The 14132-nt window shown below is 60.6% G+C and carries 14 protein-coding genes; 12 read left to right on the plus strand and 2 right to left on the minus strand.

The annotated features are described in order from the left end of the window. Positions 1–10 precede the first annotated feature (10 nt). From JNO50_RS02780 to JNO50_RS02830, 11 genes are all read left to right on the plus strand, one after another. A complete protein-coding gene (locus JNO50_RS02780; protein ID WP_189536575.1) occupies positions 11–1168 on the plus strand; it encodes a cell division protein ZipA C-terminal FtsZ-binding domain-containing protein in 1158 nt (385 codons plus the stop codon). A 73-nt stretch (positions 1169–1241) separates the two neighbouring features. Beyond that, complete coding sequence (gene ligA, locus JNO50_RS02785; protein ID WP_189536577.1) at positions 1242–3383, plus strand: NAD-dependent DNA ligase LigA; 2142 nt, start codon at positions 1242–1244, stop codon at positions 3381–3383. Positions 3384–3536: 153 nt separating this feature from the next. Continuing rightward, entirely contained in the window at positions 3537–4415 is an 879-nt protein-coding gene (gene galU, locus JNO50_RS02790; RefSeq protein ID WP_189536578.1) for a UTP--glucose-1-phosphate uridylyltransferase GalU, read from the plus strand. Positions 4416–4499: 84 nt separating this feature from the next. After that, positions 4500–5042, plus strand: coding sequence for a hypoxanthine-guanine phosphoribosyltransferase (locus JNO50_RS02795; protein ID WP_189536580.1), 543 nt, complete (start codon positions 4500–4502; stop codon positions 5040–5042). A gap of 71 nt (positions 5043–5113) precedes the next feature. Next, entirely contained in the window at positions 5114–5827 is a 714-nt protein-coding gene (locus JNO50_RS02800; protein ID WP_189536582.1) for a GntR family transcriptional regulator, read from the plus strand. Beyond that, the gene (locus JNO50_RS02805; RefSeq protein ID WP_189536583.1) at positions 5824–6744 is read left to right on the plus strand and encodes a bestrophin family protein; all 921 of its coding nucleotides are present in this window, start codon (positions 5824–5826) and stop codon (positions 6742–6744) included. The genes JNO50_RS02800 and JNO50_RS02805 overlap by 4 nt, the downstream gene beginning before the upstream one ends. Positions 6745–7001: 257 nt before the next feature. Next, on the plus strand, positions 7002–7448 hold the full coding sequence (locus JNO50_RS02810) for a sugar 3,4-ketoisomerase (RefSeq protein ID WP_189536585.1): 447 nt from the start codon (positions 7002–7004) through the stop codon (positions 7446–7448). A 9-nt stretch (positions 7449–7457) separates the two neighbouring features. Beyond that, positions 7458–8408, plus strand: a complete 951-nt coding sequence (locus JNO50_RS02815; protein ID WP_189536586.1) for a GNAT family N-acetyltransferase — start codon at positions 7458–7460, stop codon at positions 8406–8408. Further along, entirely contained in the window at positions 8405–9511 is a 1107-nt protein-coding gene (locus JNO50_RS02820) for a DegT/DnrJ/EryC1/StrS family aminotransferase (protein WP_229804922.1), read from the plus strand. The genes JNO50_RS02815 and JNO50_RS02820 overlap by 4 nt, the downstream gene beginning before the upstream one ends. Positions 9512–9551: 40 nt before the next feature. Next, positions 9552–10691 (plus strand): glycosyltransferase family protein, encoded by a 1140-nt coding sequence (locus tag JNO50_RS02825; RefSeq protein ID WP_189536591.1) that lies wholly within the window; start codon positions 9552–9554, stop codon positions 10689–10691. A gap of 19 nt (positions 10692–10710) precedes the next feature. Beyond that, positions 10711–11400, plus strand: a complete 690-nt coding sequence (locus tag JNO50_RS02830; protein WP_189536594.1) for a class I SAM-dependent methyltransferase — start codon at positions 10711–10713, stop codon at positions 11398–11400. A 4-nt stretch (positions 11401–11404) separates the two neighbouring features. Here the strand turns inward: JNO50_RS02830 and JNO50_RS02835 are convergent, their stop codons facing one another. Both JNO50_RS02835 and JNO50_RS02840 read right to left on the minus strand, forming a co-directional pair. Beyond that, on the minus strand, positions 11405–12328 hold the full coding sequence (locus JNO50_RS02835; protein WP_189536595.1) for a glycoside hydrolase family protein: 924 nt from the start codon (positions 12326–12328) through the stop codon (positions 11405–11407). 84 nt (positions 12329–12412) lie between these two features. Further along, entirely contained in the window at positions 12413–13093 is a 681-nt protein-coding gene (locus tag JNO50_RS02840; protein WP_189536597.1) for an acetyltransferase, read from the minus strand. A gap of 278 nt (positions 13094–13371) precedes the next feature. On the opposite strand from JNO50_RS02840, the gene JNO50_RS02845 reads away from it, so the two are divergent. Next, complete coding sequence (locus tag JNO50_RS02845; RefSeq protein WP_189536598.1) at positions 13372–14115, plus strand: S-methyl-5'-thioinosine phosphorylase; 744 nt, start codon at positions 13372–13374, stop codon at positions 14113–14115. The last annotated feature ends 17 nt before the right edge of the window (positions 14116–14132 follow it).

Raw genomic sequence — 14132 nt, forward strand, 5'->3', positions numbered from 1 at the left:
GGACGGGCTAATGAGCGAATTGCAAATCGGTATTGTGTTACTGGGTGTTTCCGTGGTCGGTTTGGTCTACGGATTCAATGTCTTTCAGGAGTGGCGCTTCAAGAAGCGGACCAGTCAGGCGTTCGCGCGTCCACAGGATGACGTGCTCCTCGAGGTACCCAAGAACCATGTCCGCGACGGCACGCGCAATGAGCGGCTTGAACCCGTGCTGATCGACACGGGCGATCCGGCGATCGACGACGAGGTCCCGTTCGCCGATCCTGTCTCCGACGATTTCCAGCCCGAGCCGCGGCACGAACCGCCGGCGCCGGTCGAAGAGACGACGCAGGACGACGCGCAGATGGACGCTCTCGATCACCAGGCCCTGGTGGTCTCGATGCTCGATCCATCGCTGGATTTCATCGCCGAAATGGCCTTCCACGAGCCCGTGGAACTCGCGGCGCTGCCCCGTTTCAACGTGGCCAAGCGGGTTCAGATCATTGGCCGGACCGAAAAGGGATTGTGGCGGTCGGTGGAAACCCTGCCGAATATCCGGTACAAGCAATTGAATATCGGCCTGCAGCTGGTCGACCGCAGCGGCGCGGTGACCGAACAGGAACTGGCGAGCTTTTGCCAGCAGGTTACCCGCTACGCGGAAGAATACAATGCCGCGGTGAGTTTTCCGCAACGCCAGCAAAAACTGGTGGCTGCGCGCGAACTCGACCGCTTTTGCGCCGATGTCGATGTGCTGATCGGCATCAACGTGGTGGCGGGGTCGCCGATCGAGGGTACCCGGCTGCGCCGCTACGTGGAAGCGGCGGGCTTGCAGCTCGAACCCGATGGCGCATTCCATTATCTGGCCGATTCCGGCAATACCCTTTATTCGCTGTTGGCCGCCGACCAGATGCCGTTCACGCTCCATACGCTGCTGGACAAGAGTTTTCCGGCGCTCACGCTGCTTTTCGATGTGCCGCGCGTGGCCGGCGGGGTCGAAGTGTTTGACCGGGTTATCCAGTTCGCGCGCCAAATGGCCCAGGAATTCGACGCTCAACTGGTGGATGATAACCGCAAGGTGCTCAGCGAGGCCGGACTCAACCGCATCCGCGAGCAGCTTCGCCACATCTACGGCAGCATGGATGACAGAGGTATCGCGCCTGGCAGTGTGGCCGCCCTCAGGTTGTTCGCCTGACAGGGGCGAGCATTCCGAAACAAACCGCTCCGCCGGCATTTGCCGGCGTTTTCTTTAAGAGACACGCGCTGTTATGAGTACCGACAACGACAAGGACCGGATGGAAAGTCTGGTCGAGCGGCTCAATCGCTACAACTATGAATATCATGTCGAAGACAGCCCGACGGTCAGCGACGCCGAGTACGACAGGCTGTTTCGTGAACTGCAGTCGCTCGAGGCCGCCCGGCCGGATCTGCGGTTAGCCGATTCGCCGACGCACAAGGTCGGCGCCGCGCCGTTGCCGGCGTTTGAAAGTGTCACCCATGCCGTGCCGATGCTGTCCCTGAACAATGCGTTCTCGGACATGGAGGCCGAGCCCGCCGAACAGCGCCATGCCGAACTGTTCCAGTTCGACGAACGGGTTCGCAAGGGGCTGGGGGCCGAAGGCGGTGCCGTGCGCTATGCCGCCGAACCCAAATTCGATGGGCTGGCCGTCAGCCTGCTTTACCGTAATGGGGTGTTCGAACGCGCGGCCACCCGTGGAGACGGGGTCACCGGTGAGAATGTGACGGAAAATGTGCGCACGATCCGTTCCCTTCCATTGCGGCTTCATGGCGACACCGTCCCTTCGCTGCTCGAGGTCCGTGGCGAAGTGCTGATGTTGCGGGAGGATTTCGAACGGCTCAACCGCCATCAGGCCGAGCTTGGCGAAAAGGTGTTCGCCAATCCGCGCAATGCCGCGGCCGGCAGCCTGCGCCAACTCGATTCGCGGATTACCGCGACCCGGCGCCTGTCATTCTTTGCCTATGGCGTCTCCCGGGTGGAGGGCGCCGTACGTCCGGACACCCATTCGCAAGAAATGGCGTGGCTTGGCCGCCTGGGCTTTCCCGTTGTCCCGGAATCGTTGCGTCCGGTGCTTGACGGCATCGAGGCGGTGGCCGCGTTTTACGAGTCGATCATGGCGCGGCGGGCCGAGCTGCCGTATGACATCGATGGCGTGGTTTATAAAGTGAACGACCGCGCGCAGCAGGAGCGGCTGGGATTCGTGTCGCGCGCGCCGCGCTTCGCCATCGCGCACAAATTTCCGGCCGAAGAAGCCTGGACCGAAGTGGAGTCGATCGAGACCCAGGTCGGACGGACCGGTGCCATTACGCCCGTGGCGCGGCTCAAGCCCGTTTTTGTCGGCGGCGTGACGGTCACCAATGCCACCTTGCACAATGAAGACGAAGTGGCGCGCAAGGATGTGCGAGTGGGGGATACCGTGGTGGTGCGACGCGCGGGAGATGTCATCCCTGAAGTCGTGTCGGTGGTGCTCGCCAAGCGTCCGATGGTCAGCGAAGCGGGAGCCGATCTTGTCGAGCCGGTCCTGCGTCCCCGCGAGATGCCATGGCGCATGCCCGATCGCTGCCCGGTGTGTGGTTCCCACGTGGTCAGACCCGAAGGCGAAGCGATCGCCCGTTGTACCGGGGGACTGTTCTGTTCGGCACAGCGCAAGCAAGCCGTGATTCATTTCGCTTCGCGGCGCGCCATGGATATCGAAGGGTTGGGCGAGAAGCTGGTGGAGCAGTTGGTGGATCTGGGCTGGGTGAAAACGCCGGGCGACTTGTACCGACTGCGCGCCGAAGACCTTGCCGGGCTTGAGCGCATGGGCGAGAAAAGCGCCGCCAATCTGCTCGCCTCGATCGAGGCGAGCAAAACCACCACTTTGCCGCGTTTCCTTTTCGCCTTGGGTATCCGCAATGTCGGCGAGAGCACGGCTCGCGATCTGGCGCGGCATTTTCCGGATGTCGAGGATCTGTTTCCCGCTTGCCGGGAGGACGAATCCGATGATGCCATGGCCCGGGCCCGGCTCACCGACCGGCTGCTTGCCGTGCCGGATGTCGGCCCGATTGTCGCGGCGTCGGTTGTCGAGTTCTTCGCCGAGCCGATGAATGTGGCCGTGGTGCGCGACCTGCTCGCGAGCGGTATCCACTGGCCCATGGAGACCGCGCCGTCGGCGCCGGCCGACAGCCCGGTGGCGGGCAAAACCTTCGTCCTCACCGGCACGCTGCCGACGCTGACCCGCGACGAAGCCAAGGCGCGCATCGAGGCCGCCGGAGGCAAAGTCAGCGGCAGTGTCTCCGCCCGGACGCACTTCGTCGTGGCGGGAGAGGCGGCGGGCAGCAAGCTGGAAAAGGCGCTGGCCTTGGGGGTTACGATACTCGATGAGCCCGGGCTGCTTGCCTTGCTGGCGTGAATAGGGAAAAACTGCCCGTTTTTGCGCTGGTCGGGTGGCGAAATGTCTTATTGCTGTTTTAAAATCCTTTTTTAATGACCATGTGCTGGATTCGATTGACGGATTCGGGCGGCATAATGTCACTGTTGATTGCGCACTGCTATTAGGATCGCGATGAAAAAAATCACCAAAGCCGTTTTCCCGGTCGCCGGGATGGGAACCCGATTTTTGCCGGCCACCAAGGCCAGCCCCAAGGAAATGCTGCCGGTCGTCGATAAACCCCTGATCCAGTACGCGGTCGAGGAAGCCATCGCCGCCGGAATCACCGAACTGATCTTCATTACCGGCCGCAACAAGCGTTCCATCGAGGATCATTTCGACAAGGCCTACGAGCTCGAAACCGAGCTGGAGAACAAGAACAAGCAAAAGCTGCTGGACATCGTACAGGGCATCATCCCCCGCTCGGTGACCTGCATCTACATTCGCCAGCCGGTCGCGCTGGGGCTTGGCCATGCGGTTCTGTGCGCCCAGCCGGTGGTCGGCGATGAGCCGTTTGCCGTGATTCTCGCCGACGATCTGATCGATGCCGAGCCGGGCGCGATGGAGCAGATGGTCGAAGTGTTCGACGAAACCCACGCTTCGGTGCTGGGGGTGGAAACCGTCGCGCCGGAGGATACCGGTTCCTATGGCATCGTCAAGGTCGAGGGCGACGCGAGTGGCACCGGCGCCCAGCGCGTGGTGCAGATCGTCGAAAAACCCCGCCCGGAAAATGCTCCTTCCAACCTCGCCGTGGTAGGCAGGTATATTCTTACCCCGCGTATTTTTGATAAACTCCTGAACACAACGGCAGGGGCAGGGGGAGAAATCCAGCTGACCGACGGTATCGCCGCGCTGCTCCGGGAAGAACCGGTGCTGGCCCTGCCGTTCAGTGGCACCCGTTTTGATTGCGGATCGAAGCTTGGTTACCTCAAGGCAACCGTCAGTTACGGACTCAAGCATCACGAAGTGGGTGGCGAATTCGCCGACTATCTGGCGAAGCTTGGATCGCAGTAATCGCTCATTGGTGAGATTGCGCCGTATCCGTCCTGACGGGATACGGCGTTTTTTGTTTCAGGAAGCAGGAAGGAGTTCATCCTCATGGCCAACGTTGCCGAAGCCCTTGGCATTCTCAATAGCTCTGACATTCTTTTCACGGAACAGGAAGTCAGCGCCGCCGTCGACCGCATGGCCGAAGAAATCACGGCGAAACTGGGCGGCGAATACCCGCTGGTACTGTCCGTGATGGGGGGCGCGGTGGTGTTCACCGGCCAATTGCTGCCCCGTCTGAAATTCCCCCTGGATTTCGACTACGTGCATGTTTCCCGCTACGGCGACAAGACCCAGGGCGGCGAACTGGTCTGGAAGCAGGCACCGAAGGAGGATGTCCAGGATCGCGTGGTGCTGGTGCTCGATGACATCCTCGATGAAGGCCATACCATGGCCGCCATCCGCGACAAGGTTCTGGAAATGGGCGCCAAGGCGTTCTACAGCGGCGTGTTCGCCAACAAGCTGATCAACAAGGCCAAGCCGATGGCCGCGGACTTTGTCGGTCTTGACGTGCCCGACCGCTATGTCTTCGGTTACGGCATGGACGTGCGCGGCGCCTGGCGCAACCTCGCCGCCATCCACGCCCTGAAATAAGCGCGTGAAATACCCGGGAGGAGGACGGCCTCCTTCCGGATAAACAACCGGCGACACCACCGGAAAACATCATGTCGGACTCCGCTCGCGGTCACAGTGCGCAAACCCTTACGGCATCAACGACAGAAACCCTGCGGCAACGCCTGTTGAGCGGGGAGTGGCCCGGCGGTACCCAGCTGCGTCAGGAGGCCTTGTCCCGCGAGCTTGGCGTCAGCCGCGTTCCGGTCCGCGAAGCGCTCAGGCAGCTGGAGGCCGAGGGACTCGTGGAGATTGTCGAGCATCGCGGCGCGGTGGTCGCCGAGTTGTCGCTGGATGAGATTCTCGAGCTGCTGCGGGTTCGGGCCTTGCTCGAGTGCGACATCCTGCTCGAAGCGGTTCCGCGGCAGACCCGGGGCGATCTGGAAACGGCGGAGTCGCTGCTGGGGCAATTCAAGGCGGCCCTGGATGCGCGCGACGTGTCCCGCTGGGGGTTGCTGAACGCGGAATTCCATCTGACGCTTTATCGCGCCGCGGGACGTCCTCATACCCTGGCCATGATCGGGCAGTTGCTCAATCGCACCGATCGCTATACCCGCATACAGATCATGTTGACCGATTGCTGCGAGCAGTCGTACCGCGAGCATGCCGAGCTGCTGGCGCTATGCCGCGGCAAGGACGCCGTGAGCGCCGCGGCCAGTTTGCGCAAGCACATTCTGGATGCCGGCCCCGCGCTCGCCGCCCACTATCCCCAACAACGCAGCGGGATCGCGACTCGCCGGTCGCGCACAAGGAATCTGCCGGAATGATCATCCGCCCCAAGGCGCCCTCCACGTTGTCCATGCTGTTTTCCCGCCATGGATCCATCATTCCCTTCATCTGGGGCAAAGTGCTGTTCACGGTGCTGATCGCCCTGGCGGTTTCCGTGACCCACGGTACCCTCTACCATTTCAAGGTGACGCTCACCGCGACACCGTTTTCCCTGATCGGTCTCACACTGGCCATCTTCCTGGGGTTTCGCAACAGTGTCTGCTACGATCGCTTTTGGGAAGGCCGAAAATTGTGGGGGGAGTTGCTCATCGTATCGCGCAATCTCGCGCGCCAGACCCTGACATTGACACCGGACATCGGTGAAGAGGGCGCCCGAAACCGGCTGTATCGTATCTGCGCGTTCGGCCACGCGTTGCGTCACCACCTGCGCGACAGCGATCCGCGCGAAGATCTGCAGAGGTTGCTGCCGGCCGGGGAGCTCGAGGTGGTGATGGCGGCCGCCAACCGGCCAAATCTCATTCTTGAAAGATTGGGCCGCCATCAGGCCTCCCTCGCCCGGAGTCATGACCTGCCTCCCGTGCTGCTCGCCTCGATGGACGAACAGATCACCAGAATGTCCTATGTTCTTGGCGGCTGTGAGCGTATCCGTCAGACACCAATGCCTTACGCATATCTTTTGCTGTTGCACCGTACCGTGCACATGTACTGCTTCATGTTGCCGTTCGGCTTGATCGATACCGTCGGGTATCTTACGCCGCTGGTGGTGGCCATCGTTTCCTACACGTTCTTCGCCCTGGACGCGCTGGGCGAGCAGATTGAAAACCCGTTCGATACGCACCCGAACGATCTGCCGCTGAAGGCGATCAGCCATGCCATCGAAGGCAATCTCAAGGAACTGCTGGGCGAGGCGGTGCCGCCGGCCCCTCCGCCCGACGAGGACGGTATTCTGCTTTGACGCTTCCTGACTCTGGAGATGTGTCCTGAAGTATGACGGGATTCGTGCCTAAAATGCAGGATGGCCTTGCTCGGCGGGGTGTCATGCCAGATGAGGCGCCGTGATTTTGGTAATACGCCATATTGTTGATAATTGTCTATCCATTACCGGGAAATTCATGAATACTGGCGTTTTCGCGGTAGCGCTGCCGATTGGTGATCCGACCGGCCCGCTGCGCCGCCAAGGCATACTAAACCGACACAGTCCGGGTGTTCTCAATGAACATTGAATTGATTCTTCTGCAGCGGCATGGCGATGAGCGGGGGGGGCTGATCGCCCTGGAAGAGAACGCGAATGTTCCCTTCAACGTCAAGCGCGTGTACTACCTGTTCGACACCAAGCCGGGTGTCCGGCGCGGGCTGCATGCCCACAAGACCTTGACGCAACTGGTCATCGCCGTGCGCGGGACCTGCCACTTTGTGCTGGATAACGGCCGGGAGCGCATCGAACTGAGTCTGGACAATCCCGCGCAAGGATTGCTCGTTCCTCCGATGATGTGGCGAGAAATGTATGATTTTTCCGAAGACTGCGTGCTGATGGTGCTGGCTGATCAGGTGTATGACGAACAGGATTACATACGGGATTACGACCAGTTTCTGCAGTACGCCAATGTTGCACTGAGCGCACCGAGTTCCTTGCCCGGTCGCACGAATATCGACGGTTAGAAATAGCGCATGAGCTCCTGTGGGGTATGGCGGCTTGCCGATTACCGTGAGAACGAGGAGGCGGTCTGGAACCGGGTCGTGGGTGACGCGCGCAACGGAACTTTCCTGCACGCGCGTTCCTACATGGACTACCATGCCCATCGGTTCGACGACGCCTCGTTGCTGATTTACCGGAAGGAGCGTCCGGTCGCCGCGTTTGCCGCTAATCGCGAGGGTAACCGCCTCGTATGTCATGGCGGTCTGACGTTCGGCGGGCTGCTGTTCGGTCGTGATGTGCGGGCCGAGGAGGTCCTCGAGATTTTCGACGCGCTCGCCGGGCATTGGCGGCAAAAGGGGATCGATTCGATCGTCTACAAGAGTATCCCCGCCCTGTTTCATCGCTACCCCGCCGAAGACGATCTGTACGCGCTGTTCCGTCAGGGCGCGCAGCTTGTCCGCCGCGATCTGTCATGCGTGATCGATCTTGCCAACCCCTGCGAGCCGAATCAATTGCGGCGGCGCTCGTTGCGCAAGGCCGCCGCGAACGGGCTTGTGATTCGCGAAGGTGTGTTCTTCGAGGCGTTCCACACCCTGTTGAGCGAGGCTCTGGCCCGACATGGCGTGTCCCCGGTGCATAGCGTGGAGGAACTGGCCCTGCTGCAATCCCGTTTCCCCGAGCAGATCCGGCTTTTTGGCGCCTGGACCGGTGAGAACCTTCTGGCGGCGAGCTGGGTTTTCGATTACGGACATGCCGTGCATACCCAGTACCTGGCCAGCTCTGCCGAAGGCATGGAGTCGGGCGCCCTGGATTTTCTGCTCGATCACCTGATTCAACACGAGTTCGCCGGCAAACGTTGGTTCAGTTTCGGAATCAGCACGGAACAGGACGGCCGTTTTCTCAACTCCGGGCTCATGCGCTACAAGGAAAGTTTCGGTGGCCGGGCCATAACGCATGACAGCTATCAATGGAACCTGACGTGACCATTCCGTTTCTGGATCTGAAAACCATCAATCTGCGGCACCGCGACGCATTGCGCGAAGCCTTCGAGCGCGTGCTGGAAGGCGGTTGGTATATCCAGGGCGGCGAGCTGGCCGCCTTCGAGAGCGAATTCGCCGCCCTGTGCGGAACGGACTGCGCGATCGGTACCAGCAATGGCCTTGATGCGTTGCACATGATCTTGCGCGGTTACGGTATCGGTCCGGGTGACGAGGTGATCGTGCCGTCCAACACGTTCATTGCCACCTGGCTGGCTGTCAGTCAGTCGGGCGCCACGCCCGTTCCTGTCGAGCCTGTCGAGTCGACCTGCAACCTCGATCCGGAGCGTCTCGCCGCCGCCGTGACACCGAGAACACGCGCCATCGTGCCCGTTCATCTTTACGGTCAAACGGCCGACATGGATCCCATTCTGGCTCTTGCCCGGCGGCATGGACTCAAGGTCATCGAGGATGCGGCCCAGGCGCATGGTGCTCTCTATCGGGGCCGTCCCGCCGGCTCGCTGGGCGACGCCGCGGCGTTCAGCTTTTATCCCGGGAAGAATCTGGGCGCGTTGGGCGACGCCGGCGCCATCACCACCAACGATCCGGAGCTGACGGAGCGGGTGCGAAAGCTGATCAACTACGGCTCCAGCATCAAGTACCAGCACGATCTGGCCGGGTACAATTGCCGGCTGGACGAACTGCAGGCGGCCTTCCTGCGCGTCAAACTGCGCCATCTTGAAGAGGAAAACCGCACTCGCCGCGATATCGCATCCAGATACCTTGCGGGGCTGGCCGGAACACCGCTCGTGCTTCCTGTCGTGTCCGAAGGCTGCCTGCCGGTCTGGCATTTGTTCGTGGTCCGCACCGAGGCGCGCGACGACTTGCGGCACTATCTGGGCGAGCAAGGTATCGCGAGCCAGATCCACTACCCGGTTCCACCGCACCGGCAGGGAGCCTATGCCGGTTCGGTTCTGGCCGCGAAGTCCTTCCCGATCAGTGAACGCATGCATCGGCAGGTACTGAGCCTGCCGATGGGGCCGACCATGACGCCCGACGATGTCGAACGCTGTATCCGCGTGATACTGGACTGGTCCGGTAAACGCTAAAGCCATGGTGTCCGGCCTGGCCGGCCAGAAAAGGAAAACGATGCACCTTCGCCGTATTCTGTTACAGATTCCCGTCCTCTCGTTTTTTTACCTCAATCAGGTGTTTGCACTGAGGCGGGCGTTCCTGCGCAAAGGGGTCGACTGCCTGATCCAGACCCCGGGTATGCCGAACGATGCCGAAAACCTGTTTCTGAAGAATTTTCAGCCCGACGTGATTTTCACGATCAACGGTGCCTGCTCCGATGTCACCCGCGGTTACCGTGCGGCACGACATATTCACTGGTTGCAGGATAATCAGTTCAACGGAGTAGATCTGCGCCGTTATTTCGAGAGCGATACTTCGGACGATATTTTTTATTTCGTGTCGGAGCGCCTCGCCGGGGTGATGAGGCTGGGACCGAATCACTTGGTCGGACAATTGCGTTTCGCCGCGGAGCCGGTCGATGAAGCCGCCCGGGAGCGCGAGGTGCGCTCTTCGTTTTCGCTGGTCGGCTACATTCCCAACGTGTCGATGCGCGACACCTCGTTCACGCTGGGCAATGGCCGGACGTTCTCCGGCAAGGATTATTTCGACTTCCTGGCGCAGGTTCAGGGTAACTCGCTGGATTTTCCGCTGGAGTTGATGGATCAACTGGTGGAAACCTTTTTCCTGACACTGGGTGTGGAGGCGCGAGGTCTTCCCGCGGAAAACCTCTCCTGGTTCCGCGAGGAAATGATTCGCGGTGCCAACCGTTCCCGCGTGGTGCGAGCCCTCTTCGAAAGGGGGTATGATTGTCGCCTGTTCGGTCCGGAAGACTGGGCGTCCTGGCCGGAGTTCGCATCGTCCTATTGCGGAGAGGCGCGGGAAGCGGACCAGACACAGTCGATTTATCAAACATCCGCGCTTAATATCCATAATGGGGGGACGGTCCATCACCCGCGGGTACTCGATTGCATGGCATCTTTCGGTGGCCCGGTGCTCGCCAACCGCTGTGAAGTCCGAGATCAGAATGCCTGCTTCGAGCCGGGTGTTCATTATCTGGAGTTCGATCTTGCGGATTTGTCGGATGTGGCGGAGTTTTATCTGGCCAATCCTCAGGCCAGGGAGGCGATCAGTCGCAGCGCCTACGACGAGATCCGCGCACGGCATACCTGGGACAATCGGGTCGACGACATCCTCGCCGATCTGGCCTCCCTGTAACCGCACGCAGGGGGGGGGCATGGGCATGATGGATTACTGGCGCATGTTGCGGGCCAAAGGTCCGCGCACGCCGGTCATGTATTTTTTCCAGTCGCACCTGTTCGATCTGCTCAATGGCACGGATACGCATACCTGGTTGCCCAAGGAGCGCTTTGTGGATCACCCCGAGCATTTCGAACACGGGGTGCTCTACATGTGCTCATGGACCTCGGAGATCAAACGCGTTTTTCGTACGTTGCGGGGGGGGCTGGGCGAGGATTTCTCCACATATGCTTTCCTCGATGTCGGGTGCGGCAAGGGCAAGGCGGTACTGGTCTGGACGCGGGAATTGCGCCGCAATGGCCTGAAACAAAACGTGGCGGGGATCGATTACTACCGGCCGTTCATCGAAACGGCGCGGCGCAATCACCGCCAACTGTTCGGCTCCGACGGAGGTTTTTTTGTCGGGGACGCGACGCAAATCGATTTCGCCGTGTATGGCGAGAGAGTGATCGTCTATCTGTATAACCCGTTCGATGCGGTCATTCTGAACGCCATGCTGGATCGGCTGGCGGGGCGTGACTGCGTGATCGTCTACAACAATCCGGTTCATCACCGGGTGATCGCGGAGCGTGGTTTCTCGCTCGTCGATGCGCGCACGGGGTTTCACCCGAATGCACAAACGATGATCTTCGCCAGCGCCCCTGTGGCAACCCGCTGGCGACCCTGATGCCTCAGGGGACAACCCGTCTGGCGATGCCGAAGCCGGTGCCGCCGAAGTCATTGCCGTTATAGAGCAGCCAAGTGTGTCCGCCCGCTTCGATTTCAAAACCGAATTCGACGGACTGCGCATCCCAGCCATCGGGCGAGACATCGATCCCGGCCAGGTGATCCTTGCGTTCCCACGCGAGACCATTTTGCGAGATGGCGTAACCGATGCCATAGCGTGCCGGGTTGCGTCGGCGTATCGAGTAATACATGCGGTAGCCATCGGGATCATGGTAAACGACCGGTCGACCGAGTCCATGCTCGTTATCGTTGTGAAAGCTGAAGACCAGGCGCCCCGAGTCGGGCCAATCGATTCCATTTTCCGACTCGATGTAGCGTAGCTCATACACCGGCATGGATTTGCCATCGATCTCTTCCCACGTGCTGCCGGCGACGTACCACATTCGGAACCGACCATTTTCCCGGAGAACATGGGGACCGCCCCGAAAATACAGTTCGGTGGGACTGCGCTCGAGTATGGGAGTGGGGCGGACTCTTCGGAATGTGTCCCCTCCATCCTCGCTGACAGCGAGTCCTGTCAGCAGCCGGTAGCGGATGGAGTGGCACAATTCGAAACCGACGTAGTACAGAAAGAGTCGACCGTCCGGCATCGGGACGACGGACGTTTGCAGCATGCCGCTATGGTCGAAGGTTCCCGGTTCTCCTACATCAAGAACGGGAGTCCTGGAGACATTCAGCACGCGCCGTGGGTTGTCCGGGTCCAGATCGACGTATCCGACTCTTCCTACATTATTCGCATCGCGGCTTTGCACAAATACCCGTAATGTGCCATCCCGCAGCCTGACCGGCGTCGGGCAACTGGCATGACTGCGTGCCCAGGGCAGACTCCCGTCGGGTTTCCAGACAACACCGAGTTTTTCCCATTGCATAATCTTTACCATTTCATGAAGCTCGCCCGTCCAGCGCGAAGGGCCGGGCATGGGCGCCAAGTCCGTCGGAGAGGATGGTGATGGTCACTCCGCCGAGACTTTGAAGTAGCGGCTGGCCGGCACCGGAGAAGGCGGTGGCTGCACACCCTTGAACAGCGTATCGGGCGGCGTGTCGCGGGTGATCGTCACGCCAAGTCCGATCCAGTTGTCCTCGCCGATGGTCAGATTGTTGGCGAGTGTGGCGTTGACCCCGAGAAAACAGTTCCGTCCGATGGTGCAGAAACCGGAGATCACCACATGCGAGGCGATAAAATTATTGTCGCCGATCACGCTGTGGTGGCCGATGTGGTTGCCGCTCCACATCACCACATTGTTGCCGACACGGACGAAGGGCTGCAGGGTGTTGTCCTCGAAAATGAAGCAATGTTCACCGATCTCGACGTTGTGCCAGACGAACGCCCGGCTGCTGACATAGCTCGCGGGACGGTATCCCTTGGCTTTGGCGGCCTCATACAACCGCGTTCTCACGCGATTGAGTTTTGTATAGACCAGCGCGGCATAAAACTCGGTGTCCTCGGGGAGGAAATGCTCGGTGAGCCGTTCGAAGGGAACCACAGGCAAGCCGAAAAGGCTGTCCTTCGTCATGAAGGCTTCTTCGACGGCGAATCCCGTCACTTCGTATTCGGAGTCATGGGTGAAGCATTCGTATGCCACTTCGGCGAACGCGCTGTCGCCGATGATGACCAACTTTTTCTTTTTTTCCATTGCCCTGTCCTTGTCGTCGGAGACCGGGAAATCCCGTCAAGCCAGCATGTGATGCAAGTATAGCCTTGAGTGTACCTGTGCAGGGTAGTGTTCCGCTGTATTCCGGATAGCCGGACGGAATGCCCATCGTATGGTACTGATAAGCATCGACTGATGCTCCCGCGCGCCGGGCCGGGTGGCAAGGGAATAATTTACAAGTTATGAATACTTAGATTTGTTGTTCACCGGCAGCCAAAGCATTTAAACTCGCAAGATAACAAACACACGGGGGCAGCGGTATGCTCGCAATCATTGGAGGCAGTGGCCTGGCCCGATTGCCGATACTGGAAATCACCCACCGCCAGGTGGTCCGGACACCGTTCGGCGATCCTTCCTGCGCGCTGACGTTCGGGCGCATCGCCGGCATCAATCTGGTCTTCATCGCCCGGCACGGTTACGGTCACTCCCTGGCCCCCCACGAAATCAACTACCGTGCCAATATCTGGGCACTGCAGCAGCAGAATGTATCCGGCATCATTGCCGTCGGCTCCGTCGGCGGCATTCGCCAGGACATGTCGCCAGGTTCGGTGGTCATTCCCCATGATCTGATCGACTACACCTACGGCCGCAAGCACACCTTTTTCGAAGGGCTCGACAAGCCCGTGGTGCACAGCGATTTCACCCACCCGTACTCGCGCGAGCTGCGCCTGCGCTTGAAAGCGGCGGCGGACAGGGCGGGGATTCCCGTCATCGATGGCGGCGTGTACGCCTGCACACAGGGGCCGCGCCTGGAAACCATCGCGGAGATCAACCGCTTCGAGCGCGACGGCGCGGACATGGTCGGCATGACCGCCATGCCCGAAGCGGCGCTGGCGCGGGAGCTGGGTTTGCCCTACGCGCTGCTCGCCGTGGTCGGCAATCATTCGGCGGGGAGGGCGGAGAGCCATCACCGCGTGGACTTCTCATCATCGGGCGCGGTGCTCGCCCAGGCCATGAAATCCGTCGAGCGCATTCTTGGCGCCCTGTGCGAAGCCCGGACCTGAGCGGGGCCGCGCGGACT

The organism is Paludibacterium paludis (genome assembly GCF_018802605.1).
In the GTDB taxonomy this organism is placed as follows: domain Bacteria; phylum Pseudomonadota; class Gammaproteobacteria; order Burkholderiales; family Chromobacteriaceae; genus Paludibacterium; species Paludibacterium paludis.